Source organism: Stenotrophomonas sp. CFBP 13718 (genome assembly GCF_014842145.1).
Classification (GTDB): Bacteria; Pseudomonadota; Gammaproteobacteria; order Xanthomonadales; family Xanthomonadaceae; genus Stenotrophomonas.
In genome coordinates, this window is record NZ_JACYVC010000002.1 from 358,915 (window position 1) to 385,456 (window position 26,542).

Annotated in this window: 18 protein-coding genes; 7 read left to right on the plus strand and 11 right to left on the minus strand. The window is 66.0% G+C overall.

Features of this window, described 5'->3' with window-relative positions:
* Nucleotides 1–57 precede the first annotated feature (57 nt).
* Nucleotides 58–2,931: a TonB-dependent receptor gene (locus tag IFT58_RS05115; RefSeq protein WP_192094085.1), complete on the minus strand. Its 2,874-nt coding sequence runs from the start codon at nt 2,929–2,931 to the stop codon at nt 58–60.
* Nucleotides 2,932–3,152: 221 nt separating this feature from the next.
* Here IFT58_RS05115 and IFT58_RS05120 point away from each other — a divergent pair, with 221 nt between their 5' ends.
* Together IFT58_RS05120 and IFT58_RS05125 are read left to right on the plus strand one after the other, a co-directional pair.
* Nucleotides 3,153–5,132: a transglycosylase SLT domain-containing protein gene (locus IFT58_RS05120; protein ID WP_192094086.1), complete on the plus strand. Its 1,980-nt coding sequence runs from the start codon at nt 3,153–3,155 to the stop codon at nt 5,130–5,132.
* A 130-nt stretch (nt 5,133–5,262) separates the two neighbouring features.
* A complete protein-coding gene (locus IFT58_RS05125) occupies nt 5,263–6,489 on the plus strand; it encodes a multifunctional CCA addition/repair protein (protein WP_192094087.1) in 1,227 nt (408 codons plus the stop codon).
* A 1-nt stretch (nt 6,490) separates the two neighbouring features.
* Here the strand turns inward: IFT58_RS05125 and IFT58_RS05130 are convergent, their stop codons facing one another.
* The 7 genes from IFT58_RS05130 to IFT58_RS05160 form a co-directional block, all read right to left on the minus strand.
* Nucleotides 6,491–6,925: an SseB family protein gene (locus IFT58_RS05130; RefSeq protein WP_188326181.1), complete on the minus strand. Its 435-nt coding sequence runs from the start codon at nt 6,923–6,925 to the stop codon at nt 6,491–6,493.
* Between the two features lie 305 nt (nt 6,926–7,230).
* Nucleotides 7,231–10,281, minus strand: a complete 3,051-nt coding sequence (locus tag IFT58_RS05135) for an autotransporter outer membrane beta-barrel domain-containing protein (protein ID WP_342029534.1) — start codon at nt 10,279–10,281, stop codon at nt 7,231–7,233.
* Between the two features lie 322 nt (nt 10,282–10,603).
* On the minus strand, nt 10,604–11,671 hold the full coding sequence (locus tag IFT58_RS05140) for a heparan-alpha-glucosaminide N-acetyltransferase domain-containing protein (protein WP_192081265.1): 1,068 nt from the start codon (nt 11,669–11,671) through the stop codon (nt 10,604–10,606).
* Nucleotides 11,668–12,816 (minus strand): N-acetylglucosamine-6-phosphate deacetylase, encoded by a 1,149-nt coding sequence (gene nagA, locus IFT58_RS05145; RefSeq protein WP_192081264.1) that lies wholly within the window; start codon nt 12,814–12,816, stop codon nt 11,668–11,670. Before nagA ends, IFT58_RS05140 begins: the two co-directional genes overlap by 4 nt.
* Nucleotides 12,816–13,844, minus strand: coding sequence for an SIS domain-containing protein (locus IFT58_RS05150; protein WP_192081263.1), 1,029 nt, complete (start codon nt 13,842–13,844; stop codon nt 12,816–12,818). Before IFT58_RS05150 ends, nagA begins: the two co-directional genes overlap by 1 nt.
* Nucleotides 13,845–13,852: 8 nt before the next feature.
* Nucleotides 13,853–14,920, minus strand: coding sequence for a LacI family DNA-binding transcriptional regulator (locus IFT58_RS05155; protein WP_188326176.1), 1,068 nt, complete (start codon nt 14,918–14,920; stop codon nt 13,853–13,855).
* A gap of 42 nt (nt 14,921–14,962) precedes the next feature.
* Nucleotides 14,963–16,252, minus strand: a complete 1,290-nt coding sequence (locus IFT58_RS05160) for a sugar MFS transporter (protein WP_188326175.1) — start codon at nt 16,250–16,252, stop codon at nt 14,963–14,965.
* A gap of 364 nt (nt 16,253–16,616) precedes the next feature.
* Between IFT58_RS05160 and IFT58_RS05165 the strand changes: the two genes are divergently transcribed.
* The 4 genes from IFT58_RS05165 to IFT58_RS05180 all read left to right on the plus strand — a co-directional run bounded on the left by IFT58_RS05165 (nt 16,617) and on the right by IFT58_RS05180 (nt 23,302).
* Nucleotides 16,617–17,636 (plus strand): glucokinase family protein, encoded by a 1,020-nt coding sequence (locus IFT58_RS05165; protein WP_188326174.1) that lies wholly within the window; start codon nt 16,617–16,619, stop codon nt 17,634–17,636.
* A gap of 165 nt (nt 17,637–17,801) precedes the next feature.
* Complete coding sequence (locus IFT58_RS05170) at nt 17,802–20,423, plus strand: TonB-dependent receptor (protein ID WP_192081261.1); 2,622 nt, start codon at nt 17,802–17,804, stop codon at nt 20,421–20,423.
* 108 nt (nt 20,424–20,531) lie between these two features.
* Nucleotides 20,532–22,874: a family 20 glycosylhydrolase gene (locus IFT58_RS05175; protein WP_192081260.1), complete on the plus strand. Its 2,343-nt coding sequence runs from the start codon at nt 20,532–20,534 to the stop codon at nt 22,872–22,874.
* A 155-nt stretch (nt 22,875–23,029) separates the two neighbouring features.
* The gene (locus tag IFT58_RS05180) at nt 23,030–23,302 is read left to right on the plus strand and encodes a hypothetical protein (RefSeq protein WP_188326171.1); all 273 of its coding nucleotides are present in this window, start codon (nt 23,030–23,032) and stop codon (nt 23,300–23,302) included.
* A 39-nt stretch (nt 23,303–23,341) separates the two neighbouring features.
* On the opposite strand, the gene IFT58_RS05185 is transcribed toward IFT58_RS05180, so the two are convergent.
* Entirely contained in the window at nt 23,342–23,737 is a 396-nt protein-coding gene (locus IFT58_RS05185) for a VanZ family protein (RefSeq protein WP_192081355.1), read from the minus strand.
* A complete protein-coding gene (locus IFT58_RS05190) occupies nt 23,725–24,909 on the minus strand; it encodes an SAM-dependent methyltransferase (RefSeq protein ID WP_192081259.1) in 1,185 nt (394 codons plus the stop codon). The genes IFT58_RS05185 and IFT58_RS05190 overlap by 13 nt, the downstream gene beginning before the upstream one ends.
* 57 nt (nt 24,910–24,966) lie before the next feature.
* Here IFT58_RS05190 and IFT58_RS05195 point away from each other — a divergent pair, with 57 nt between their 5' ends.
* Nucleotides 24,967–25,704, plus strand: coding sequence for a pteridine reductase (locus IFT58_RS05195; protein ID WP_188326168.1), 738 nt, complete (start codon nt 24,967–24,969; stop codon nt 25,702–25,704).
* 320 nt (nt 25,705–26,024) lie between these two features.
* On the opposite strand, the gene folK is transcribed toward IFT58_RS05195, so the two are convergent.
* On the minus strand, nt 26,025–26,525 hold the full coding sequence (gene folK, locus IFT58_RS05200; RefSeq protein WP_192081257.1) for a 2-amino-4-hydroxy-6-hydroxymethyldihydropteridine diphosphokinase: 501 nt from the start codon (nt 26,523–26,525) through the stop codon (nt 26,025–26,027).
* Nucleotides 26,526–26,542: the final 17 nt, after the last annotated feature.

Genomic DNA, 26,542 nt, shown 5'->3' on the forward strand with positions numbered 1-26,542 from the left:
GTGCAATCAGCAAGCGGGCGGGGAGGCTGTGCTCTCCCCGCCCGACTCGTCGGTCGTTCAGAACCGCAGATCCGCCCTCGCATACCAGAAGCGGCCACGCGGGATGTCATACGTGGACGCGTCATAACCGTTCAACGAGCACGACAGGCAGATCGGTGGATCCTTGTCGAACACGTTGTTCAACCCCAGGCTCAGCTGCAGGCCCTTCATCCAGTCGACCTTGTAACCCACCTGCATGTCATGGAAGGTGGTCGCCGACAGCTCATTCGTGCCCTCGGCCTGGTTGCCGCAGATGGGGAACGCCACGGCATCGCCACACTGTTCGGTCAGCTTGCTGATATGGCGCACCGTCCATGAAGCGTTCCAGTTGTCCAGCGCCCACGACACGCTGGCGTTGCTGGTCCATTCCGGGATTGAACTATCGGCGACTTCCACGCCCGGTTCCTGCGGCTGCCGCTGCCCGGCTGCACCGAGTGCCTCGTAGCGTCCGACGAAAGTGTTCTGCCAGCCCAGCTTGAACTGCCCCATGTCGGTCTGCGGCAGGGTGTAGAACAGGTCCACATCCCAGCCATCGGTCTTGATCGAACCGAGGTTGGTCAGCCGGTTGTTGAAGCTGCTGATCGCACCGGTATTGGCACGGGTGATGCCACTGCAGTACAGCGGGTCCAGCGAATCCACGCACAGGTCCAGCTGGGTCTGCGCGTTGATGGCTTGAATCGCGCCTTCGATCGTGTGGCGATAGAATGTCACCTCCACATCAAAGCGCTCCGACCACTCGGTGTTGTTAGCGAACCAAGGGCTCCACACGAAGCCGGCGCTGAAGCTGCGCGAGTGCTCCGGATCCAGCTCAAGGTTGCCGCCGGTGGTGACCGAAATCTGCGAGTTCGCCGACTGGAAGCCGGTCGGCACGCCCAACGCCGCGCAGTTGGCAGCATTACCGCGCGGTGCATCGCCGCCCAGCCCGATGGAGCACGGATCGAAGATTTCCAGATCGCCGCGTGCCGCCGAACCGTACAGCTCGCCGATGGACGGTGCACGGAAACCTTCGGCATAACTGGTGCGCAGCACGAAGTCATCGGTCACCTGCCAGCGCAGGCCGTATTTCGGCGTGAACTCGCCGCCGAAGGTGGAGTAGTCCGAGTAACGTCCGGCCAGGCTCAGATCCAGCTTCTCACCCAGCGCGCTCTTGGCGAAGATCGGGATGCTCAGCTCGAGGTAGGCTTCGTTGACGTCGTAGGAACCGGATGTCGGCAGAGACGGAACACCGTTGTAATGGCCGATCACGGTCAGCGGGTCAGGCTGGTAGGAGCCCTCGTACTTGCGGTACTCGTAGCCTGTCGCGAAGGCCACCGGACCGGCAGGCAAGGTGAAGAGCTCGCTGGACAGGTTGGCGGTAAACAGGCTCAGCTCATTCTGGCTGCGGTCACGCACCACCGGCTGGATCCACTGCAGCATGGCCGGGGTAATGCTACCTTCACCACTGAAAATATCCAGTGGTACGCAACCCGGAGTCGCCGCGCAGATTGCCGGATCGCCGAGCGCGAGATTTACGTTGTAGATGTTGTAGCTACCGTAGTTGGTCTGTTCGGCCTTGTTCTTGCTGTACATGCCGTTCACGTCCCAGAACCAGCTCCGATCAGCCGCCTCGAAGTCGCCAACCAATCCCGTTGCTACGTAGCGGGTGTTGACCTCCTGTTCGAACACACGCGCGCCACCTTCCACCGGACGACGGCCGATGAACTGCATGTTTCCCGAGGAAATCAGATCGAAGCCGAACGGGTTGAAGGGATTCAGCGCCGACACGGTGATGTTGTCCGCCAGTGGATTTCCCGTGCCTGCGTTCGGTCCCAGACCCAGAGGTTCGGGCGCCGCCTGGTTCGTGGACTCGCGGCGATTTCCCAGTGCCTTGACGTACCACTGTACGTTGTCACTGATGTCAAACCGGAACTGCCCGAACACGCCCTTTCGCTCTGAGGGGGTCAACAGCAGGTTGTACTCGGCATAGTTGAAACGGTCCGAACTGCTGAAGCAATGGTAGTCGTCTGCACGGCTGCACCCTGCGCTGCCGTCATAGCGGGGTGCACCGGCGCCGACGTTGGGGACCAGATCTTGCACGGCGCCCGTGTTGGGATCGACGAACTGAAATCGCCCTTGGGGAATGCTCCCACTCCCGAACGAGAGTCCGGTGCCCGGCTTGGGCAAGCGCGACTGCTCCCGCGTATTGGCATACACCGGATCCTGCTTCGTATAACTGGCCCCCAGGAACAGGCTGTAGCGGTCCCCCTGCGTACCCCAGGCCAGGTCCACGCCCTTCTGCGCGCCATCGCCTTTGCTGTACTCACCGTAGTTCATCGTCACCTGCGCGCCATCGAAATTGCGGCGGGTGATGATGTTGACCACGCCGGCAATGGCGTCGGATCCGTACAACGACGAGGCACCGTCTTCCAGCACCTCGATGCGTTCCACAATGGCCAGCGGAATGGTGTTCAGGTCGGTTGCAGACCCCACGCCGGAGGCCGACGATTCGTTGACCCAGCGGATGCCATCGACCAGCACCAGCACGCGCTTGGCGCCCAGATGACGCAGATCCACCTGCGCCGAGCCCGCCCCCACCCCGCTGCCATCCGGCGGGAAACCGAAATTGCCGGACGAATTGAACTTCGCGTTGAGCGCCGACCCGGAACCGGTCAGCTGCTGCAGCACCTCGCCGATGGAGGTCAGGCCGGTGCGTTCGATTTCAGTGCGCGTGAGGGTCTGGATAGGCAGGTGGCCCTCCACTTCGGCCCGCTTGATGCGCGAGCCGGTGACCTCGACACGATCCAGGTCGGTGGCGACCCGCGGCGTCTCCTGTGCCATGACCATGGCCGATGACATCAATCCTACGCACAGCGATACAGCGACCGCCAAGGGGCGGCAATGCAGATTGTTCATTCGCTTCTCTCTCTCCAGATGGGCGGGCAAATCAACTGCTGGGATCACACAGCGTCCTAGTTGTAAACAAGTTGTAAAACGGGTGAAGTGATCCACGCCTCGCTTTCACCTGGATTGCACAAAGCCGAATGCGCATGAGCGGTCGCTGCAAACGCCCGTTGAAGTGCCTGCATGCAGCGTGTGCGAAACTGAATTCAGCCTTCCACCGCTATGCTGGGACCATGACTCGACATCCTTGCCCTGCCCTGTCCCTGCTCGCCGTGGCCACCTTGCTGTGTGCCGTTGTACCGAGCGCTTCCGCCCAATCCAGCGACGCCCAGCGCGCCCAACTGAAGGCGGCCATCGCCGATGCCGAGCGCGGCCAGTTCAACGCGGCCCAAGCCGGCACGCTCAGCCGCAACCCGGCGTATGGGTGGCTGGAGTACGCGAACCTGCGGCGCAACATCGAAACGGTCAGCAACGACCAGGCGCAGTCGTTCCTCAAACGCTATGACGGCCAAGCCGTGGCCACGACCTTCCGCGGCGTATGGCTGCCCGCTGTAGCGCGCCGCCAGGACTGGGCGACCCTGCTCGCCAACTGGGCGCCCACCGAGAACACCGGGCTGCGCTGTGCGCAGCTGAGCGCCCGCCAAGCCACCGGCAAGATCGACGCACAGTGGACCAGTGAAGCGCAGGAACTGTGGCGCAAGAACGGCAAGGCGCTGCCCGATGGCTGCGATGCCGTGTTCACCGCGCTGCAGGCACAGGGCGGGCTGAGCGATGCACTGCGCTGGGAACGGATCGATGCGGCGGCCGATGCCCAGCAGCCGGCGGTGATGCGCAGTGCGGCCCGTGGCATGCCCGCGGCCGATCTGGCGCTGGCTACCGACTACGCCGCGTTCGTCGATTCCCCCAATGCGAAGGCACTGAACTGGCCACGCAACGAGCGCAGCAAACGCATCGCCACCGATGGCCTGGAAAAGCTGGCGAAAGCCAACCCGGACGCCACCGAGCAACAGTTGCCGCAGTATGCGCAGGCGCTGGGGCTGAGTGCGGAGCAGCAGGCGCAGGTGCGGTACCAGATCGCCCTGTGGACGGTGGCGTCGTACCTGCCCGATTCGGCGCGTCGCCTCAATGCGGTGCCCGATTCGGCCTATGACGAACGCCTGCACGAATGGCGCGTACGTGAAGCGATGTCACGCGGTGACTGGCCGGCGACGTTGGCCGCCATCCGCAAGATGGGCCCGACCCAGCGTGCGGACTCGCGCTGGACCTACTTCGAAGCACGCATGCTGGAGAAAACGGGACAGGCCGCGCAGGCCAAGGCCGTGTTCGCGCGTGCCGCCAGCTCGCCGACCTTCCATGGCTTCCTGGCCGCCGACAAGCTGCAGCAGCCCTACATGCTGTGCCCCTGGAAGCCCAACGACAGTGCCTCGGCGCGTGCCGCCGTGTCGCGCGACCCGGCCATCGTGCGGGCCATGGAGCTGTACCGCATCGACCGCGCCAGTTGGGCAACGGCCGAATGGAACAGCGCGCTGGCCAAGTTCGATGACACCCAGCGCCGACTGGCGGTGGAAGTGGCACAGGAAAACGGGTGGTTCGACCGGGCCGTGTTCTCGCTGGGCAAGCAGCCCGACGAGCAGCGCCTGTATCACCTGCGCTTCCCGCTGCACCACGATGGCAGCATCCGCCGCGAGGCATCGCGCAACGCAATCGATCCCGCCTGGGTGGCGGCCGAGATCCGCGCCGAGAGCATCTTCAGCCCGAACGCACGCTCTCCCGCCAATGCGATGGGCCTGATGCAGGTGCTGCCCGCCACCGGCGCAGCGGTCGCCAAGAGCATCGGACTGACCAATTACGGCGGCGCGTCGAGCCTGTACGACCCGGACACCAACATCGCCATCGGCACTGCGTACCTGCGCCAGCTGATGAACAAGTACGACGGCCTGCCCTACGTCACGATCGCCGCCTACAACGCAGGCCCCACGCCCACCGCGCGTTGGCAGGGCCAGCGGCCCGGCTTCGATCCTGACCTGTGGATCGAGACCATCAGCTACAAGGAAACCCGCGAGTACGTCGCCCGCGTGCTGGCCTTCAGCGTGATCTACGACTGGCGTCTCAATGGCGATGCGCTGCCGCTCAGTGATCGATTGATGGGCAAGCTGGTGGACACCCGCAAGAAGTTCACCTGCACCGCTGCAGCGGGTTCCAAGGCGGATTGATCGCGCCGCACGCCGCGATGACCGATAGCGCCGAGCCCTGCTCGGCGAGCGCAGCGGAAAACACCCACAGCGGAAGCGTAACGGCCAGCAGCCGTCACTACCTTCGCCGAACCCGCCGTATCATGGGGTCATGAAGATCTATCTCGTCGGCGGCGCGGTGCGCGACCGCCTGCTGCAACGTCCCGCCGGTGACCGGGACTGGGTGGTCGTCGGTGCCACGCCGGCCGACATGCAGGCCCAGGGCTACCGTGCCGTGGGCCGCGACTTCCCCGTATTCCTGCACCCTGACAGTGCGGAGGAGTACGCGCTCGCCCGCACCGAACGCAAATCCGGGCGCGGCTACCGCGGCTTCGTGGTCGATGCCGATCCATCGGTGACGCTGGAAGAAGACCTGCTACGCCGCGATTTCACCATCAACGCAATTGCCTGCGATGAAGACAGCGGCACGCTGGTCGACCCCTATGGCGGTGTGCGTGACATCGAGCAGCGCGTGCTCCGCCACGTTGGCCCGGCCTTCGTCGAAGATCCGCTGCGCGTGCTGCGTGCCGCGCGCTTCATGGCGCGCTTCGCCCCCCTGGGCTTCAGCGTGGCGGAAGAGACCATGGCGCTGATGCGCGAGGTCGCGGCCAGTGGGGAACTGGATGCCCTCGTGCCGGAACGCGTATGGCAGGAACTACGTCGTGCGCTGGCGTGCGAGCGCCCTTCCGCGTTCCTGCGCACCCTGCACGATGCCCATGCGCTGGGCCCGATCCTGCCCGAGCTGGAGGCCCTGTACGGTGTCCCGCAGCGCGCGGAATACCATCCTGAAGTAGACACCGGAGTGCATCAGGAAATGGTCAGCGACATGGCCGCCCGGTTGGCACCCGGCGATGACCTGGTCGGTTTCGCGGCGCTGACCCATGACCTGGGAAAAGGCCTGACGCCACCGGAAGAATGGCCGCGCCACATCATGCACGAACAGCGCGGCGTCAAGCCGCTGAAGGCCCTGTGTGCACGCCTGAAGATCCCCGCCGAGCACCAGCAACTGGCCGAAGCGGTGTGCCGCGAGCACCTCAATGTGCACCGCATCGACGAGCTGCGCGATGCCACGGTACTGGAGCTGCTGGGTCGCTGCGATACGCTGCGGCGGCCCGAACGCATCGCCCGCATCGCGCTGTGCTGCGAAGCGGACAAACGCGGGCGACTGGGCTTCGAGGACAGCGATTACCCCCAAGGGGAGACGCTGAAGCGGCTTCACCGTGCCGCGCTGTCGGTGCAGGCCCGCGACCTCGACACCACCGACCTGCAGGGCCCCGCCATCGGCCAGGCCCTTGCCAGGGCGCGCATCACCGCGATCGCGGCGGCGCGCCGGCGCTGACTCAGCGCGCCTCGCCGCGGGTGAACGCGTCGGCGCGCTGCTTCAACTGGGTGACCGCATCGGGGATCATCTCCATGCCGATGTCGTAGCCCGGGTTCAGCACGATGCCCACGCCATCGGAGATAGCGCTCAGCAACCAGCGCATTTCCACCTGCAGCGCATTCTCGAACTGCGGCAACTGCTCACTCCAGGCGCTGGCACGTTCGACGGCGGAGAAGATCGCGAACATCGGCTCATCGCCTTCACTGGTCAGCACCAGCGGGTTGATCGACTCATCCCAGTCGGCGTCCGGGCCGACCGGCTTGTCCAGCAGCACGAAGACCTGGTCCGCCAGCAGGCTGTCCAGGAATTCCGGGGCCTGCAGCGTTCCGTCCTGGGCCTGCAGCAGTCGCACTTCCAGCTCGTTCAGTGGTTCAAAGGGGGCTTCGGCTTCCACGGTTACTCCTGCTTGCGTGCGGTCACGCGTGATCGTTGCCGCAACTTTAGCAGGCCGTGACGTTGTCATCCTGTGGAACAACGCAACCAATACCCCGGGCGTGGGGATCTGGCCGTGGGGATCTGGCCGTGGGGACTTGGTCGCGGGGATTAGGTCGTGTGGACCTGGTCGCGGGGATCTGGTCGCGGGGACCTGGTAGAGCCGACTTCAGTCGGCTGCTGTTGCGATGCGCGCAGGCGCAGCCGACTGAAGTCGGCTCTACCGGATAGGCGCTCTACCGGAGATTCCGTGGGCAGGAACCCGCCCTACCAGTCAAACCGCAGGCCGATGTTGCCCTCCACGCTCTTCCTTTCGCGGTTGCGGTCTTCCAGGTCGCGGGTGTAATCCGCGACCGCATACGCGCTCACGTTGCGGTTGAAGCGCCCGACCACGCCCACACCGACGTCCCATGCGCTGGTCTGCTGCCCGGACACGATGCGGTTGCTGCCGAAGTCGACGCGGTCATCGCCGTCCAGGGTCTTCCAGTAATTGAGCTTGAAGTACGGCTGCCAGCCGTTGTCCGCCAGTCCGTAATCGCCGGCAATACGCAGGCCGATGCGGCCGGTCCACGCGGTGTCCGCACCGAAACCGATCGCCGCCACCGCATCCGCTGCGTCGTCCAGCGATTGCCGCTGCCAGATCACCTGCAGTTGCGGCTCCAGCCACCAGGCTGATTGACCGAACCGCAGCAGCGGCTTGCCGGCCTCAAGCGAGGCACTGGTGCCGTCGCCGCGTACGTCGATGCCCAGCCCGCGCGTGGACCACGCCTCACCGCGGTAGCGGCTCTGCATCACCACCGCGTCCAGATAGCCGCCGGCAGATCCCACACCGGTCCAGCTCAGCCCAACGTGCTTGTCGTCCAACCGTGTCTGGCCAACCTGGACGTTCTCCCACCCGAGTGCGAGTCCGGTGATGCGGCCCGTGGCGCGGGTGCGCCCGACGAACACGCCCCACTGGCCGCGGAAGGTTTCGTCGCCACTGGCATACAGATCGATACCCGCCTGCAGGCCCTGCAGGTCACCGTCAAAGCCGGTCAGCGCGTCGCCGTTCCAGTGCTGCTCTTCGCTGCTGCCGATCAACCGGCCCCATGCGCCACGCGCCGCACCCTGACCCACCAGCAACCGCTGCTCACCCTGCCGCTCGTGGAAGGTACCCAGCGAGGCCTGGGACACCGTACGCAGCAGCGACGGCACCACCGCGTAGGCCGGCGTCTCAAGCCTGTAGATGGGCGTGACGGCAGCCTGCGAAGGGCGCGCGCCTGGCGTAGGCGGCAAGGCCAGCGGACCGGGAACCACGGCCACCTCATCCGGCACCACCGGCGGCGTCTCCAGAACCGGAGGCGGTACCGGCTCGGGCTCTGCGGGTGCCGGTGGCGGCGCAGGTTCCGGCGCGACCGGATCCGGATCCGGCGTGCCCGGATCCACCGGGACATCCGGCGGCGGTGGCGGTGCGGGCGGCAACACCGGTGGCGGTGTACCGATCGGTTCCGGCGGCGGCGGCTCGGGCAGCGGGGGCGTCACCGGCGGCGGCGCAGGTGCGGGATCTGCACTCGCCACGATGGTGGATCGCAGGTACCAGTTCTCACCTGTCCCGGCATTCACCCCGCCCTTGAACAGGAAGTACTCATACGCGCCGACAGACAACGGGCTGAACAGCGCGAAGGCATCGGCCGTGGTCGTTGCGCCATTGCTTGCCTGCACCAGCAGGATGCCATCGGACACGGTCGCCGCGCCACTACCACCGGCATTGAATACGCCGATGCCGGTCGTGCCGCTGGCGGTGCCACCGGACACCACCAGGCGGTCGCTGGCCGAACTGTCATCGCCCAGCACCGTATTGAGATACAGGCCGCCGCCGTTCCCGGTGTAATTGCCGTTGACGGTGAACACATCACCGGCGACGTCATTGCTGCTCATGTCGAGGCGTCCGGCGTTGATCACCGTCGCCAGTGCTCCCGCCGTGAAGGCAGAAATGCCGTTCGCACCGCTACCGAACAACGCACTGGTCGGATCGATATCCAGCGTACCGGTTGTCGTGCCGATGTCCCCCAGCACCAGCGTGCCATCGAAGGTCAGCTGGCTGTCGTTGCGCAGCGCGATGCTCTCCCAACCGGCGTAGCGCGCCACGGCGGTGCTCTTGACGTTGTCCATCACCAGCGCATCCACGCCGACGCCGCCCTCAAGACGCGGGACCGCACCGAGGTGGGATTCGTTGAGGTTCGCCAAGCGCGCGGTGTCATTGCCCTCGCCCATGTCGATCAGGTCATGCACCACCCCGCCACCGCTCCAGTCCAGCGTATCGTTGCCCACGCTCATGCGGATCTCGCCGCGCACGGTGCCACCGGTGAGGGTCACGCTGTCATCGCCACCACTGACGCTGATGTTGCCGCCGATATAGCCGTCGGACAGGATGATCGTGTCGCGTCCAAAGCCGGTCACCAGGTTGCCGTCGATGGTGCCGCCGGACATGTCGAAGACGTTGTTGTCGAGCTTCATGTTGACCCGTCCGATGCGCCCACCGGTCATCTCGGCGTAGTCGCCGTCCTCGAACGCACCGATGATGCGGCCGCCGGTCATGCGGAAGGAGTCGTAGTTGTCACCCTGCAGCAAGGCGCCGAGGGTGCCGTCGGTCATCAGGAAGTTGTCGGTGCCGTTGCCCTGCTGCACCGTCCCGGTGACGCTGCCACCGCTGATCTGCAGGCTGTCCACACCGTCGCCCTGGTCCAGCGAGGCCAGCGTGCCCGCGCTCAGCACTGCGGTGTCTTCGCCCGCGCCCTGCGTAGTAGCACCATTGACCACGCCACCTTGCACCTCCAGCCGATCGTTGCCGGCGCCCTGTGCAAGGGCCCCGGTGAGGGTCCCGCCGGCACGCAGAATCGCCGTATCGTTGCCCGCACCCTGGTCCACGCTGCCGTCGATGCGCCCGGACAGATCCAGCAGGTCATCGCCGGCACCGAGCACGACATTGCCGGTTACCAGGCCTGCATTGATGAAGTCCAGCGCGCCCCCGCCGGTAGCCGCTATCGCGGTGCCGTCGGCCTGGATGACACCGGTGCCGGTGTTGACTACACGGTTGCGTCCGGTGCTGTTGTTGAACCCGATCGCCGCCGCGTTGGTGGCGGTGAGGGAGCCGCTGTTGCTCAGCACATTACCCACGCCGGCGAAGCTGACCGCGCTGGCATTGCCGACCACGACGCCTGCCCCCGATTGCACCTCCACCGTGCGGCCGTCGTCGGGCCCGCCATCGCCGCTGCCCACCGTCGAGGTCCATGGATTCGGCACAGTGGCATCGCAGACCGTGGTGGTACCCGTCGTCACGCAGTTGGCACCTGCAGGAAGCGCTGCCACCAGCAACGCCGTACCGGCGAACGCGCGCCGTGTCAGCAGAGAAGCTATGCACAGGAAGAGGGGCGATCGCGCGGAACGTTGCATAGGACGTCTCCAACGGGGGAATGAACGAGCTACGAGGAACGTGGCAGTGCCGATGAATCTGAGTTCACATACGTGGACCCTACGTGTCAGGGCCCTGCAGCCGTCGATGACCGCTCAGTACCTTTACGGACCTTAAACTGGGGCCTGATATGCATGGACACTGTGAAAACCGTCAACGCTCACGCGCCGCGCACACGCGTGAATCACTTCATATCTTGACGTAGATGTGTCGACGATCCAGCCACCACGCCACGACCCACCACGCCCCCACGAAACCACACGCGACGAGCAGCGAGGCCAACGCGGGCTGCGTGGGCAACGCATCACGCATCAGTTGCCATGCACGTGCCCAAGCACCCGTAGCGCCCAATACGACCGACAGCACGGATGCCCCCAGATACACCGTGATCGCGTTCACGCCGAACCGCCGTCCCACGGCCGGCCAGCCTCGCCGGTCCACCAGCATGTGGGCGATCAGCAACAGCAGCGTCGCGAGCCCACCGCTCCACAGAACGTAGGTCGGCGTCCACAACGCTTTGTTGAAGGGCAGTGCGCCCGCTCCGGCGACGCCCAGCGCCGCGCTGGCCAACCCCACTGCCAGCAAGGCACCGTGGCGACCCGATCGCAACAGGCCACCGGCGATCACGCCCAGCAAGGTAGTCGCCAACGCACCCATGCTGCTCAGCAGCCCCTCCGGATCGTGGCCCCGCCCGCTGTCGGGATGCCACTGGTACACCCATGGTGCGAACAGCGCAGTATCGAGTCGGCTGGCCGGATCCAGCAGGGGCTGCAGCGTATCCGCGGCAAGCAGCAGCGCCGCATACACCGCCAGCAGCAGCACCAGCGCGATCCACTGCACGGTCGGCCGCGCGAACACCACCAGCACCCCCACCAGCGCGGAGCACAGGGCGATCCGCTGCAGCACGCCCCACAGGCGGTAATGCGGCAGGTCCAGCAGCCACCACGCCAGCGCATGCAGCAAGGCACCAGCGAGCAGGATGCGCGCTGCACGTTGCAGCACGCCACGCACCAACGCGGGACGCGCCGCCGGCAGCGCCGCACGTGGCACCACGCTGAAGGCCATCGACACGCCGACGAGGAAAAGGAAGAACGGGAAGATCAGATCGGTGGGCGTGCACCCGTCCCACTGCGCATGCAGCAGCGGCGCATAGACGTGGTCCCAGCTGCCCGGATTGTTGACCACCAGCATCGCCGCCACGGTGAGGCCCCGCAGCGCGTCGATGGACGCAAGGCGCAGGCCCGCGCCGGTGCTCATGCGGCCTCGTACTGCCCGGCGATCCAGGTCCCACGCACCTGCAGCGCATCATCCAGCACCACCAGGTCGGCCTGGAATCCTTCCGCGATATGCCCCATCCGATCATCCACGTTGAGGAACTGCGCCGGATAGGTGGATGCCATGCGGGCCGCTTCGGCCAATGGCTGGCCCAGCAGTTGCACCGTATTGCGCACGGCCGTCGCCATGTCCAGCGCAGACCCCGCAAGCGAGCCCGCTGCATTGCGGACGACACCTTCGATGGCGGTGATGGTTTCGCCGTACAGGACGTAGCTGGGGTCGGCCGCGCCCACCGGCGGCATGGCATCGGTGACCAGCAGCAGGCGCCCACGTGGCTTCGCAGCCAGCGCGACACGCAGGCTGCCCGGGTGCACGTGCACCCCGTCGACGATGATGCCGACCCAACTGTCGCGGTCTTCCAGTGCCGCCCCGACCGCACCGGGTTCGCGCCCCTGCAGCGGTGACATCGCGTTGTACAGATGGGTGAAGCCGCGGATGCCGGCATCCAGCCCGGCACGCACTTCTTCGTAGCTGGCGGCGGTATGCCCGGCGGCGACGATCACCCCGCGCTCCACCAGCGCGCGGATGGTCTCCAGCGGCACCCTCTCCGGGGCAAGCGTCAGCAGGGTCACGCCATTGTCCAGCGAGGCGGCCAAGGCGATTTCATCGGCATCGGGCACGCGGAATTTGCTGGCGTCATGGGTGCCCTTGCGCGCCGGTGCGATGTACGGGCCTTCCAGGTGGATGCCGAGTACGCCTGGCACCGCCTGCGCAATGGCGTCATGCGTGGCCGCGATCGCTGCACGCATCACCTCCAGGTCATCACTGATCAGCGTGGGCAGCATCGCGGTGGTGCCGAAACGCCGGTGGGCTGCGGCAATCGTGCGCAGTGTCGCCACGTCCGGCGTGTTGTTGAACAACGCGCCGCCACCGCCGTTGACCTGCACGTCGATGAAACCGGGCAGCAGCCAGCCCCCTTGCAGGTCCACCTGCTCGCCGGCATGGCCAAGCGACGGTGCCGCGTCGGGCAACACGGCGGTGATGCGGCCCGCTTCCAGCACGAGGGCAAGGTCATCGCGGAACTCATCGCCCACCAGCATGCGGGCATTGCGCAGCACCTGTTTCATCAGACGGTCTCCGTGACCTTGTTCAGATGCGGCGGCAGGTCCGGGTTGTGCCCGCGGCGCAGCGCCAGTGCGTTGATCGCGCGGTAGAAACTCTGCACCGTGAGCAGCGGGGCGCACAGGGGATGCGGTGCTGCCGCGACCGGCAACTCGCCGCCGGCACCGGCCAACCAGACCTGCGCGCCACGCGCGGCGAATTCATCGGCCACCGCACGCGTACCGGCGCCGGTCTCGTCAGGCTGGGCAAAGGCCAACACCGGGAAGCCAGGGCCGACCAACGCCATCGGGCCATGCTTGACCTCGGCCGAGCTGTAGGCCTCTGCATGCAGCCCGCAGGTCTCCTTGAATTTCAACGCCGCTTCCTGCGCCGCGCCCAGGCCCAGGCCGCGCCCCAGCACGAACAGATTGCTGGCTTCCACCAGGCCATCAGTCACCGCACTCCAGTCCGCCTGCCAGGCGCTGCGCAGTGCATCCGGCAATGCCTGCAGTGCTGCCCGCAGCGCGCTGTCCTGCTTCCAGTACGCTGCCAGCTGCAGCAGCGCGGCCAGCGAGGCCAGATAGCTCTTGGTGGCCGCAACACTGCGCTCGGCGCCGGCATGCAGCGGGATCACTGTATCGGCCAGCTGCGCCAGCGGTGAATCCTCCACGTTGACCAGCGCCACCACCCGCGCGCCTGCGGCCTTGGCCGCTTCCGCGTTGCGCAGCAGGTCCGGACTCTTACCGGACTGCGAGATCACGATGAACAGTGCGCCGCGCAGCTGCAACGGCGCAGCGTACACCGACCCGACCGACGGCGAGGCAGAAGCCACCACCACCCCCAGCTGGGTTTCCAGCAGGTACTTGCCGTAGGTAGCCGCATGATCCGAGCTTCCGCGCGCGCAGGTCACCACGAATGGCGGAGGCGACTGGCGCAGGCTGGCAGCCAGCGACTCCATCACGCCATGGTTGCGCGCGAACTGGGCGGCGATGACTTCCGCCGCTTCAGCGGCTTCACGGTACATCAGGGTGTCGGCAGGTGCGGGCAGCGTCATGACGGTACTCAGGGAGGATCGGAAGGAAGGGTGCGTGTTGCCGACGGACGCATCGGCGCAGTGGATCCGCGCACCACCAGCTGCGGCACGAAGCCCTGGTTGTGCAGCGGTGACGGCGTGTCGTCGTAGGCGTCGCTGCGCAGTTGCGCGATCAACAGGCGCGCGGCGTGGCGGGCGATGTCCTCGGTTGCCTGTTTGGCCGTGGTCAGCGGCGGCCACGACTGCCGCGAGAACGGACTGTCTTCGAAACCGGCGATCGACAGGTCGTAAGGCACGTTCATGCCAGCCGACTTTGCAGCGGCAAGCACGCCGGCCGCGATTTCGTCGTTGGAGCCGAAGATCGCCGTCGGCGGTTCACGCAGCGCCAGCAGCCGCCGAGCACCGCGGAATCCGTCGTCGAAGGTGTAATCGCCCTGCACCACCAGATGCTTGTCCACGGTCATGCCGTAGTCCTTCAGTGCGGCTTCGTAGCCGGCGTGCCGCTCCACCGAGGACCGGTGCGAACTGCCACCCCAAAGGAAGCCGATGCGCTGGTGGCCCAGCTGGATCAGGTGCTCGGTCACCTCATAGGCCGCTTCGCGGTCGTCGACGAACACGCATGCGCCATCGGCCGGGTCTTCGGTGGCCGCGATGATGCGCACCAGCTTGATGCCACGCGCGGTCAGTGCCTGCACCAGGTCGCGGCGCTCGGACATCGGGGCAGTCAGCACCAGTCCGGCCAGCCGCGAACGCGCCACCCAGTCCGCCAGCTCCTCGGCAAGCATCGGCGAGCTGGAGTCGCAGGGATGGATCTGCAGGCCGAAGCCGGTTTCCCGGCACGCCGCCAGCACGCCGTTCTGTACGCCGATGATGTGGTACGGATTGGGGTTGTCGTAGACCAGCCCGACCACGAAGGTCGTGCCGCTGCGCAGGTTGCGTGCCGACGGATCGGGCTCGTAGTCCAGTTCCGCCACGGCGCGCAGCACGCGCGCACGGGTGGCCTGCATCACCGATGGTTCGTTGTTGATGACACGCGATACGGTCTTCAGCGAAACCTTCGCCTTTTCGGCGACGTCCTTGATGGTCGCTCTGCGCATTGCCGTTCCCCGCGGTTGGTCTGGTGCGTCCATGATCGCCGATCAGGCCGCATCGCGCGGCAGGCCGGCGCGATGGCCGATCACCGAGTAGAACAGGATGTACAGGTAGCACGGCACCATCAGCAGCAGGAACACCAGCTGGAAGTCCGCATGCTGCTTCAGCACCGCGAATGCCTGCGGGATGATCGCGCCGCCGGCGATACCCATCACCAGCAGCGCCGATCCGGTTTCCGTGAAGCGTCCCAACCCACGGATGGCGAGCGGGAAGATGGCCGGCCACATCATGGCGTTGGCGAACCCGAGCAGGGCCACGAAGGCCACCGAGGCATAGCCGTGGGTGAAGTAGGCCCCCAGGCAGAACAGCACGCCCAGGCAGGCGGAGATGCTCAGGTAACGCGACTGCGAGACCACCTTGGGAATCAGCAGCAGGCCAACCACATAGCCCACCAGCATCGCGCCCAGGGTGAGCGAGGTGAACATCTTGGTCTGGTCCAGCGGCAGGTCGAAGCTGTGGCCGTAGGTGCCGATGGCATCACCGGCCATCACCTCCACGCCCACGTAGACGAACAGGCACAGCACGCCCAGCCACAGGTGCGGGAACTGGAAAATGCTGCTGCGCTCCACGCCGCCCTTGCCGGCGGGACTGGCATTGGCTTCAGCGGTCTTCAGCTCGGGCAGCGGCGAGAACAGCACGGCCACCGCCAGCACCACCAGCAGCGCCGCCATGCCCAGGTAAGGCGCATGGATCTTCGCAGCGAACTCGTTGAGCAAGGTCGCCCGGGTCGCTGCGTCCGCCTGTTCCACCGCAGTGGACAGATCCCCTATCCCATGCAGCACCAAAGTGCCGATCAGCAGCGGGGCCAGCATGCCCGCGATCTTGTTGCAGATGCCCATCATCGCGATGCGTCGCGCGGCCGTTTCGATCGGCCCGAGGATGCTGATGTAGGGATTGATCGCAGTCTGCAGCAGCGCCAGGCCACTGCCGATCACGAACAGGCCGCCCAGCGCACCGGGATACCAGCGCTGCGTGGCGAACTCGCCGAACAAGGCGGCGCCGGCCGCCATCACCAGCAGGCTCAGGCTCAGTCCCTTCTTCATGCCGGTGCGGCGCAGGATCCACGACGACGGCAGGGCGAGGAAGAAGTACGACAGATAGAACACCATCAGCACCAGGAACGCGCCGACTTCGTCCAGCTCGAAGGCCAGCTTGACGAAGGTGATCAGCGGCCCGTTGAGCCAGGTGAAGAAACCGATCAGGAAGAACAGGACGCCGACGATGGCGATGGAGGTCGTGACGCTGGTACGTGCAGGTGCAGCGGGGACAGCGGACATCGGCAAGGCTCCTGCTGCGACGCCGCGGTCTGCGTCGTCGACGAATGGCTGGGAACAACGTTGTCACATTCTTTCGACGAGCGCGGGGGATTTGTCAACTTGCTCGCGCTGCTGTCACCCCGGATGCTGCAGCGCCACATGCGACACAGGATTTCGATCTGAATACGTAGAAGGCCCTGTGCCACTGATGTGGAAGGCGCTTCTCCCGCCGCTGCTTGCCAGCAATGTAATCGTTTCCGGTCAAAACAATCTCTTGCAGCGCAGCAACGAAATATTCACAGGTTCGTTGACATCGTTGTCAACAGAGCGCCATATTCCGCTTCAACCGCGGGTCATTCTCGATCCGCACCCTGCAGGAGCCCGCGTGACCGCTGCCAGCCATCCCGCCCCCGCCCACGTGCTGTCCAGCGCTGCGCCGAGCTTCCTGGCCGCAGATGTCGGCGGAACCCATGTACGGGTGGCCCGCGTGCAGGCCAGCGGCGACGACGCCCATCCGGTCCGTCTGCTGGATTACCGCAAGTACCGCAACGTCGACCATCCGGGACTGGCTGCCATTCTTTCGGATTTCCTCGGCGACAGCACCCGCCCCGCTCATTGCGTTGTGGCCACTGCGGGTTACGCCCGCGAAGACGGCACGGTGATCACCGCCAATGTGCCGTGGCCGCTGTCGGCCCGCCAGCTCGAGACCGATACCGGCGTGCAGCACGTACATATCGTCAACGATTTCGAAGCCGTCGCCCATGCCGCCGCCCAGGTGGATGCCAGTGGCGTGCTTCACCTGTGTGGACCCGAAAGCGCGCCGCGCGGACCGACCCTGGTGGTCGGGCCCGGCACCGGGCTGGGTGCGGCGCTCTGGATCCCCACGGCCCATGGTCCGGTGGTCCTGGCCACTGAGGCCGGACAGGCCAGCCTTGCCACCAGCGATGAACTGGAAATGGCGATCCTGCGCCACATGCTGCGCGCACGGTCGCATGTGTCGGTGGAACACGCCCTGTCAGGTCCCGGACTGATCAACCTCTATACCGCGGTGTGCGCCGTGGAAGGCCAGCCCGCCACACTGCGCACGCCCGACGCCGTGACAGCCGCTGCGGTGGCGGGCACCGATGCGCAGGCACGCAGGGCGCTCGAAGTCTTCTGTGGACTGCTCGGCAGCACCATCGGTGACATGGCCCTGCTGTATGGCGCCCACGGCGGGGTTTACCTCGCCGGCGGCATCCTGCCGCAGATCCGCGATTTCCTGCGCGCCAGCACCTTCGTCGCGCGCTATCTCAACAAGGGTCCGATGAGCGAAGCGCTGCAACGGATCCCGGTGAAGGTGGTCGAGCACGGCCAGCTGGGCGTGATCGGCGCCGCCAGCTGGTACCTGGGCCAGCAATCCCGCTGACCGCTGCAGCGCGCGCAGGCGCGTGCAGGCAGCACCGAACATGCAGCACCGGAACACGCCGTACGCACCACCCGGACTACCCGATCACGCCGGCCGCGGCGCGATCGCACGACAGCAGCAACCACGCGCCGACGAGGCGAACATCGAGTGATGAGGAGAGACATCATGAATACCCGCAAGTCCGTACTTTCGGCCGCCGTCGTCAGTTGCCTGGCCTTCGCCGCCCATGCCCAGCAGACCCCGCAGGACCTCGACACGATCACCGTGGTCGGCATCCGTGCCAGCCTGGAGAAATCGCTCGACACCAAGCGCAACAACGTAGGCATCTCCGAAGCGATCACCGCCGAGGACATCGGCAAGTTCCCCAGCACGAACGTCGCTGAAGCGCTGTCGCAGATCCCGGGCGTGACCCTGGACCGCCGCTTCGGCCAGGGCGAGCGGGTCAGCATCGATGGCACCGATCCCAGCCTCAACCTGTCCTTCCTGGATGGCCACCCCGTCGCGCAGGCAATCTGGCTGTACGGCGAGCAGCCCAATCGCGGCTTCGATTACACCCTGTTGTCGCCGCAGATCCTCGGCCGTGCGGAGATCATCAAATCGTCCGAAGCACGCCTGACCGAAGGCAGCCTGGGCGGCACCGTGTTGATGCACACGCGCCAGCCGCTGGACCTGAAGAAGAATGAAGTCGCCGCTTCGGTGGGCTACAGCTACAGCCAGCAGGCCAGCGAGGGCAAGCCGAACGCGGCAGCACTCTACAGCTGGAAGACCGATGACGAGACCTTCGGCATCGCGGTATCCGCGCAGCACTATGAAGAAGCCGTCGACCGCCAGGGCACCGAAGTGTTCGGCTACGCCAAGGCCAGCAGCTTCCCCAACGCCACCGGTGTGGCGCCGGACGTGGACGTGCCCAACTCCATCAACGCGGCGTGGTTCCAGCAGGAACGCAAGCGCGACAGTGCCGTGGTGAACCTGCAGTTCAAGCCGAACGAAGACCTGGAGTTCAACCTCAGCGGTCTGTACATCAAGGAGAACTTCGACAACTACAACCAGTCGATGTACTCCTTCCTGACCTGGAACGATGGCACGCGCAACGCGGTCGATACGCTGGGCGGCGTGCGCAACGGGGTCGCCACCACGGGCCATTCCGGGGCCAACAGCGATCTCACCAGCGGCACGGTCATCTATGACAACAACGTGCGCGAATCCGAAGTCACCACCAAGGGCCTGGACCTGCGCGGTGCCTGGAAAGGCGAGACCTGGGGTGTCAGCGGCCAGGCGGGACAGAGCAAGTCCGAGAACAAGAACCTGGCGCAGTACTTCATCGAGCCCGTCTACAACGGGGCCTACGGCTGGAGCCTGGACAAGGGGCTGAGCTTCGATGATCCCGCCGCTGCACGCGACCCGGCCAACTGGGGCGCACCCGGCGGCTGGCTCGGCAACAACGGCGTGTTCGCCACCGAAAGCAAGGACACCTACGCGCAGCTGGACTTCAATGTGCAGTTCGACAGCATCTTCAACCAGCTGCAGTTCGGCGTACGCCACGGCAAGCATGAAGAGAACTTCGAGCTCAACGTGTATGGCGGCGTGCGTACCGGCAACCTGGTCGACGTCGGCACGATCGGCCTGACTGACATCCAGGGCTTCGGTGATGACCAGGCTCGCCACATCCAGGTCGGCCGTGACAACGTGCTCGCCTGGGTCAAGGGCAGCCCGCTGGACTTCGCCAATCCGGATCCGTCCAGCTACCTCAACAACAGCTGGGCCCTGGAGCAGACCAACAACGCAGCCTATGCTCAGTTGAACTTCTCCAACGGTCCGATGCGCGGCAACGTCGGCGTGCGCTACGTCGACTCCAAGACCCAGGGCAGCGGCTTCGTCTACGGCGGCACCCCCACGCTGACCGACCTGGACAGCAAGTGGCAGACGCAGACGAAGAAGGAAGACTTCGTCCTGCCCTCGCTGAGCGTGGCCTGGGATACCGACAGCGACTGGGTGTTCCGCTTCTCCGCCGCGAAGGTGATCGCCTGGGCGCCGTACAACCAGATGGTCAACAACACCTTCCTCAACGACACCCAGCTGACCGGCTCCGGCGGCAATGCTGCACTGTCGCCGTACGAATCCTGGAACTTCAACGTATCGGCGGAGTACTACTACGCGCCGCAGGCGGTCGCTGCGTGGTCGGTGTTCTACAAGAAGATCGACAACTACATCGACACCTCCGCCACCATCGAGCGCCAGTACAACTCGATCCGCGATACCTCGCCCACCACCTGGGCCAGCGTGGTTGGCACCAACGGCTGCACCGTGGATGGCTACTGCGATTACAGCATCCAGCGTCCGCGCAATGCCGGCAGCGGCCACGTCAAGGGCTTCAACCTCAGCCTGCAGCAGCCGTTCGGCGACAGCGGCTTCGGCCTGACCGCCAACTACACCTATGCCAACGGCGAGAACAACAGCGGCGATCCGCTGCCCTACCAGTCGCGCAACTCGATTGCCTTCAGCCCGTACTTCGAGAAAGGCCCGCTCAACGCACGCCTGACCTACAACTGGCGTGACAGCTACCTGGCCGGTGGCTACGTCGCGGGTGCGGCACCGGCAAGCGTGGACGACTACGCCGAACTGGGCGCCAGCATCGGCTATACGTTCAACGACAACTGGTCGCTCAACGTGGACGCGCAGAACCTGCTGGACGAGACCTACTTCCAGTACCTCGGCGACAAGGAGCACCTGGCGGGCAAGTACAAGAGCGGCCGCCGCTACATGGCGACCGTGCACTTCAAGTTCTAAGCTGACGTTGTTCCCTCGCAACGGGCCCGGTCATCCGGGCCCGTTGCATGAGGGGGTTTGGAAAAACGGCGACGCCCCGCAGGTCGCCCTTCACAGGAGTCTGTTCTGATGCGTCTGGTATCCCTGGCACCGCTGCTGCTGAGCATGGCGTTCGCGCCGCTGGCTCTGGCCAACGACCCACCCGCGATCGACAACGCACCCGGCCCGCAACTGCGCAGCGGCAGCGTGATGGTCATCCCCGCCCCGGCGCAGGTGCATCGCACCACCGGCGAGGGCTTCACGATCACCGCCGCGACGTCCCTGCAGGCCGAGGGAACCGCCGCACGGCGCGTGGCCGCGCAGTTCGCTGATCTGCTTGCACGCAGTGGTGGCCCCACGCTGGTGCCGGGGAAGGTCACCGCCCAAGGCGGCGTGCGCTTTGTGCTGGACCGCAGCGCCCCGGCCACGCGTCTGCCGGCGACACCGGATGAGCGCTATGTACTGGAATCCACGGCCCGCGGCATCACCGTGCGGGCGACCAGCGAAGCCGGCCTGTTCTATGGCGCCACTACGCTCGCGCAGCTCGCCACCGGTGGCAGCAACGGGTTGGTGCCACCGGTGCGTATCGAGGATGCCCCCCGTTTCACCTGGCGTGGCTTGATGCTCGATTCGGCGCGCCATTTCCAGAGCCTGGACGAGATCAAGCAGGTGCTTGATGCAATGGCCGCGCACAAGCTCAACACCTTCCACTGGCATCTCACCGATGACCAGGGCTGGCGCATGGAGATCAAGCGCTACCCGAAGCTGACCGAAGTCGGCAGCTGCCGGATTCCGGCCGGCGACGGCGGACGCGATGCGGTCACCGGCGCCCCCCGTCCTTACTGCGGCTTCTATACCCAGCAGCAGATCCGCGAGGTCATCGCCTACGCCGCGGCGCTGCACATCCAGGTGATCCCGGAGATCGACGTGCCGGGGCATGCGACGGCCGCCATCGCCGCGTATCCGGAACTGGGCGTACTGGACACCCCGCTGCAGCCGTTGAGCGAATGGGGCGTGTTCCCGAATCTGTTCAACACCGAGGAGAGCACCTTCGTCTTCCTGGAAAACGTGCTGGAGGAAGTGATCGATCTCTTCCCGGCGGCCTATGTGCACGTCGGCGGCGATGAGGCCGTAAAGGATCAATGGATCGCTTCGGCACGCGTCCAGCAGCGCATGAAGGAACTGGGGGCGACCGATGAAATGCAGATGCAGAGCCATCTGATCAAACGCCTGGAGACCTTCCTGGAACAGCACGACCGCCGATTGATCGGCTGGGATGAGATTCTCGAAGGCGGGCTGCCGCCGCAGGCCACGGTGATGTCCTGGCGTGGCACCGAAGGGGGATTGAAGGCGGCCAGCGAAGGCCACGATGTGGTGATGTCGCCGGTCACCGACATGTACATGGACTACCTGCAGACGGCATCGCCCAACGAACCACCGGGTCGGCCCCTGCTGACCACGCTGGCACGCACCTACGCTTTCGAACCGGTCCCGGCCACGCTGGCGGCGGACAAGCAGCACCATATCCTGGGCCTGCAGGCCAACATGTTCACCGAGCACACGCGCACCCATGCGCGCCTGCAGCACAACCTGTTCCCGCGCCTGGCCGCCGTTGCCGAAACCGGCTGGAGCCCGGTGCAGCAACGTGATTTCCGCGACTTCCTGGCCCGTCTGCCCGCACAGCTGCAGCGCTACCGCGCGTGGGGGCTGGCCTATGCGCAGACGCCCTTCGAGGTGGCGGTGGACCACCAGGACGACCGCCGTACCGGCAGCGTGCAGGTCCGCCTGGCAAATCCACTGGGCTACGAGGTGCGCTATCGCACCGATGGCCAGCCGGTCACCGCCGACGCGACGCTGTACACATCGCCGCTGCAGGCCACCGTACCGGTCACCGTGCAGGCGGCTGCTTTCTTCAACGGCCAGCCGCTCGCGGCTGCACCGACCCAGGCGGCCTACACCGCCCGATCGCTGCTGACCCGCCGCGATGATGAACTGCTGACCTGCCCGGGCCCCGGACAGCTGCTGCTGCGGCTGGAAGATGATGGTCCGGCCGATGGCCCGCGCGCCGTGTTCAACGTCAACATCTTCAATCCATGCTGGCGCTGGGCCGATGCAGACCTCACCGGTATCCGCACGCTGAAGGTCCGCGCCGGCCGCATCCCGTACTACTTCCAACTGGCCCACGACGAACCGCAGCGAAAGTTCGAGGCGGCCACGCGCCCACACGGCGAGATGAAGATCCGTCGCGGCGACTGCAGCGGGCCGGCGCTTGCCGAAGTCCCGTTGCCCGCCAATCTGGGCGCCGATGGATTCATCACCCTGGAAGCCGCGTTGCCCAAGCGACTCACCGGCAAGGGCGATCTGTGCATCAACTTCACCGGCGACACCCGTCCGGCGATGTGGGTGCTGGACGAAGTAACTCTGGCCGAATGACGGCAAGCCAGTAGCGCTGCGGCGTAGCTTGATCGCTACGCCACAATGGCACTTTCGGCCTGCGCATTCGCGGCAAGCGCTGACAGATGATGCAGTCCACTTCATCCAGGCTGTTGGAGCGGCATTTCCGCCGCTCCAACACGCTGGAAAAGACAATGAACAAGACCATCCTCGGCACGCTGCTGCTTGCCTGTGTATCCACGTTCAGTGCGGTGGGCAGCGCTGAGGCAGCAGAGACCAGAATGCTGTACGGCACCGCCTACGGTCCGTATCTCCATTATTACGACGTCGTCAACCAGGCCAAGCTGCAGGCCTGGGCAGAATGCGATTCCTTGTCCGGCACAACGACCGACTTCTTCACGATCGAAGATGCCGTCCGCGATGGCGAGAATGTCACCATCACCATTTCCCAAGGCTGCGTGATCTGAGCCAGCAACGGGAGGAGGCGGACGCTGCCAGCGTCCGCCTCAGCCGCGCAGGCGCAGCAGCAGGTCGCGCCACGGTGTCAACGCCGTGGCCACGCCGGCCAGTACGCCGATCGTGTTGGCCAGCGCATCGGCCGGATCGGCCATGCGGGTCTGGGTCAACGCGCCTTGAGCAATCTCGATAGCCACGCCCATCAGCACCAGGGCCGCGCCTACCCACGTCAGTGCACGTCCCCGCTGAAACAGCTGCACCGCGCTGCCCGCCAGCAGGAAATACGCCAGGAAGTGCTCCACCTTGTCACTGCCCTGCGGCAGCGCCAGCGGAGGCGGCGGAATCAGGCAGACCACGATCACCGTCAGCACGGCGGCCAACCAGGCAGCCAGCCAGAAACGGGGATGGCGCAGCGGCTTGAGCCACGGCTTGCTCACAGCCGCCAGCTCAGGTCACCCAGTTCAAAGGCGGGTTCGAAGTCGATGTCCCGTTGCAGGCCGATGACCTGGAAACGTTCGCCCATCCCGCTCGGCAAGGTGAGCTTTTTCACTTCCTCGCGCAGCTGCACGCGCCCCACTTCGTCGGTACGTTCGTCGGCCAGGGTCAGCACCTGATCCAACCCATTGCCGAGCAGAAAACTGGCCTGGCTGCAGTAACCGGCGAGATCGAAACCCGCATGCAGGCCCGCCTCGGCCATGGCGGTGAAGTCCACCGACGCGGTGATGTCCTGCAGCCCGGGCCACAGGTAGACATCGTTGTGAACATGGTGGCGGTAGAAGGCGCGAACCGTTCCATCGTCCCGCTCGGGCAGGTAATACTCACGCCGGGTGTAGCCATAATCCACGAACAACATCGCGCCGCGTTGCAAGCCGCCGGCCACCGCCTGCAGCCAGTAGGGCAGCTGCGGTAACAGTTCGGACCGGTAGCCTTCGGCGAAGGGGGCATCGAGGTAGCGCTCCAGGTGCCGCACGGCACCGCTGAGCAGCATGTCGGCCGGTTGCGCGCCGCGTATGAACTGCCCGTCCGCATCCAGCTGCACCGTTTCCTCATGCACCTCGCCATCGCGGATCAGGAAGCGCGGTGTGGGCAGCGCATCGATGACTTCGTTGGCGAACACCACGCCTTCCCAGTCGTCATCGAAGGGGCGGTCCAGCCATTCCACCCGGCTACCGATGTCCGCTGGGAGATTCTGTTGCAGGCGCTCACGCTGGCGCTGGCGCAGGTCTGCACTGGGTTCCAGGATGGCGTAGCGCGCCGGTAATGCCTGCAGCTCCGCCAGCCGCAGCAGCACGGCTTCGGCAAACGCGCCGCTGCCGCCACCGAGTTCGAGCAGGCGTGCCTGCGGGCCCAACTGACCCAGCACCGGGGCCAGCGCATTGGCGACCGTGGCGGCGAACAGCCCGCCCATTTCGGCGGCCGTGGTGAAGTCGCCACTGGCGCCGAATTTGCTGGCACCGGCGCTGTAGTACCCCCAGCCCGGTGCATACAGGCACAGCTCCATGAAACGCGAGAAGGGCATCGCCCCGCCCTGCGCGCGGATCTCTTCGCGCAGCGCGGCGGCCAGTTGTTCGCTGTGGGCCAGGGCATCGGCTTCGGGCAGGGGGATCGTGGACTGCATGGCGTCTTCAATTGCGGTGACAATGGTGCACAGGATAGCCGAGCCGTGGAGTACCCGATGACCGACACCGCCCCCGTTGCCCTGATCACCGGCAGCGCACGCCGCATTGGTGCGGCCATTGCCAGTCACCTGCACCAGTCGGGGTATCGGGTGGTCCTGCATGCGCATCGTTCCAGTGACGAACTGCAGCAGCTGGCGTTCGCGTTCGAACTGGCGCGTCCGGGCAGCGTGCTGGCGCTGCAGGCCGACCTGCGCGATGCCGAGGCGTTGCCGGATCTGGTGGAGCAGGCCGTGGCCCATTTCGGGCGGCTCGACGCGCTGGTCAACAATGCCTCCACGTTCTTCCCGACCCCGCTGGGGCAGATCACAGCGGAGGCCATCGACGAACTGTACGCAGTGAACGCACGGGCACCGCTGCTGCTCGGCCAGGCGGCTGCGCCACACCTGCGCCGCAGCTTGGGCTGCATCGTCAACCTGACCGACCTGCACGCCACCGATCCGATGCGCGACCATCCGGCCTACAGCATGGCAAAGGCCGCGCTGGAGATGGCCACGCGCTCGCTGGCGCTGGAGCTGGCGCCGAAGGTGCGGGTCAACGCCGTGGCGCCTGGCGCGATCCTGTGGCCGGAGAGCGGCAAGGATGATTTTGCCCGTGAAGCCCTGCTGGCGCGCACGCCCCTGGCCCGGATCGGCACGGTTGAAGAAATCGCCGAAGCCGTTCGCTGGCTGATTGCCGATGCGGGTTTCGTCACCGGGCACACGCTGCGGCTGGATGGCGGGCGCACCCTATCCTGAGTCACCGCTGTCGGTAGCGCCGAGCCGTGCTCGGCGAGCGCACAGCGCGGCCTGGGTCAGGCATCGCGATGACGGACGGCATCCGCCGAGCGTGGCTCGGCGCTACAGCGAGCGCACAGCGCGGCCTCGGTCAGGCATCGCGGTGACGGACGGCATCCGCCGAGCGTGGCTCGGCGCTACAGCACACGCACAGCGCGGCCTGGGTCAGGCATCGCGGTGGCGGATGGCATCCGCCGAGCGTGGCTCGGCGCTACAGCGAGCGCGCAGCGCGGCCTGGGTCAGCCCCCGCGGTGACGGACGGGAGCCCGTCGAGCGCAGCATCACCCTTCGGCGTCGGAACCCAGTTCCACGACATCAAACGCTTCGTCGTATTGCCGGTGGGCACGCCACAGGGCGGCCAGGGTCAGGCCACTGACCGGGTCAACGAAGGTCGGCGCGATATCGGCCAGCGGCTTCATCACGAAGGCATGCTTGAGTTCAGGCCGCGGAATGCGCAGATGGCCCGGGCCCTCGACGATCAGGTCGCCGTAGAACACCACATCGATGTCCAGCGTCCGGTCGGAAAACCGCGGTCCGCTGCGATCACGCCCGTGTTCGTCTTCCAGCGCATGGGCCCATGCATCCAGCGCATCCAGGTCCAGGTCGGTATCGATCGCCACCGCATTGTTGATGAAAGCAGGCCCATCAAAGCCCACGGCCGCCATCCGGTAGGCGGGCGACACGGTAATGTTGCCGAAACGTGCGGCCAGGGCCGCGACAGCGGCATGCAGGTGGCGGCGGGGCTGGATGTTGCTGCCCAGGCTCAGTAGCACGGTGGTCATGCGATCCATCAGAGGGA

Bases quoted from the DNA above. Each gene is read 5' to 3' on its own strand.
- IFT58_RS05115 (WP_192094085.1), bottom strand. From the start codon at position 2,931: ATGAACAATCTGCATTGCCGCCCCTTGGCGGTCGCTGTATCGCTGTGC.
- IFT58_RS05120 (WP_192094086.1), top strand. From the start codon at position 3,153: ATGACTCGACATCCTTGCCCTGCCCTGTCCCTGCTCGCCGTGGCCACC.
- IFT58_RS05125 (WP_192094087.1), top strand. From the start codon at position 5,263: ATGAAGATCTATCTCGTCGGCGGCGCGGTGCGCGACCGCCTGCTGCAA.
- IFT58_RS05140 (WP_192081265.1), bottom strand. From the start codon at position 11,671: ATGAGCACCGGCGCGGGCCTGCGCCTTGCGTCCATCGACGCGCTGCGG.
- nagA (WP_192081264.1), bottom strand. From the start codon at position 12,816: ATGAAACAGGTGCTGCGCAATGCCCGCATGCTGGTGGGCGATGAGTTC.
- IFT58_RS05150 (WP_192081263.1), bottom strand. From the start codon at position 13,844: ATGACGCTGCCCGCACCTGCCGACACCCTGATGTACCGTGAAGCCGCT.
- IFT58_RS05155 (WP_188326176.1), bottom strand. From the start codon at position 14,920: ATGCGCAGAGCGACCATCAAGGACGTCGCCGAAAAGGCGAAGGTTTCG.
- IFT58_RS05160 (WP_188326175.1), bottom strand. From the start codon at position 16,252: ATGTCCGCTGTCCCCGCTGCACCTGCACGTACCAGCGTCACGACCTCC.
- IFT58_RS05170 (WP_192081261.1), top strand. From the start codon at position 17,802: ATGAATACCCGCAAGTCCGTACTTTCGGCCGCCGTCGTCAGTTGCCTG.
- IFT58_RS05175 (WP_192081260.1), top strand. From the start codon at position 20,532: ATGCGTCTGGTATCCCTGGCACCGCTGCTGCTGAGCATGGCGTTCGCG.
- IFT58_RS05180 (WP_188326171.1), top strand. From the start codon at position 23,030: ATGAACAAGACCATCCTCGGCACGCTGCTGCTTGCCTGTGTATCCACG.
- IFT58_RS05190 (WP_192081259.1), bottom strand. From the start codon at position 24,909: ATGCAGTCCACGATCCCCCTGCCCGAAGCCGATGCCCTGGCCCACAGC.
- IFT58_RS05195 (WP_188326168.1), top strand. From the start codon at position 24,967: ATGACCGACACCGCCCCCGTTGCCCTGATCACCGGCAGCGCACGCCGC.
- folK (WP_192081257.1), bottom strand. From the start codon at position 26,525: ATGACCACCGTGCTACTGAGCCTGGGCAGCAACATCCAGCCCCGCCGC.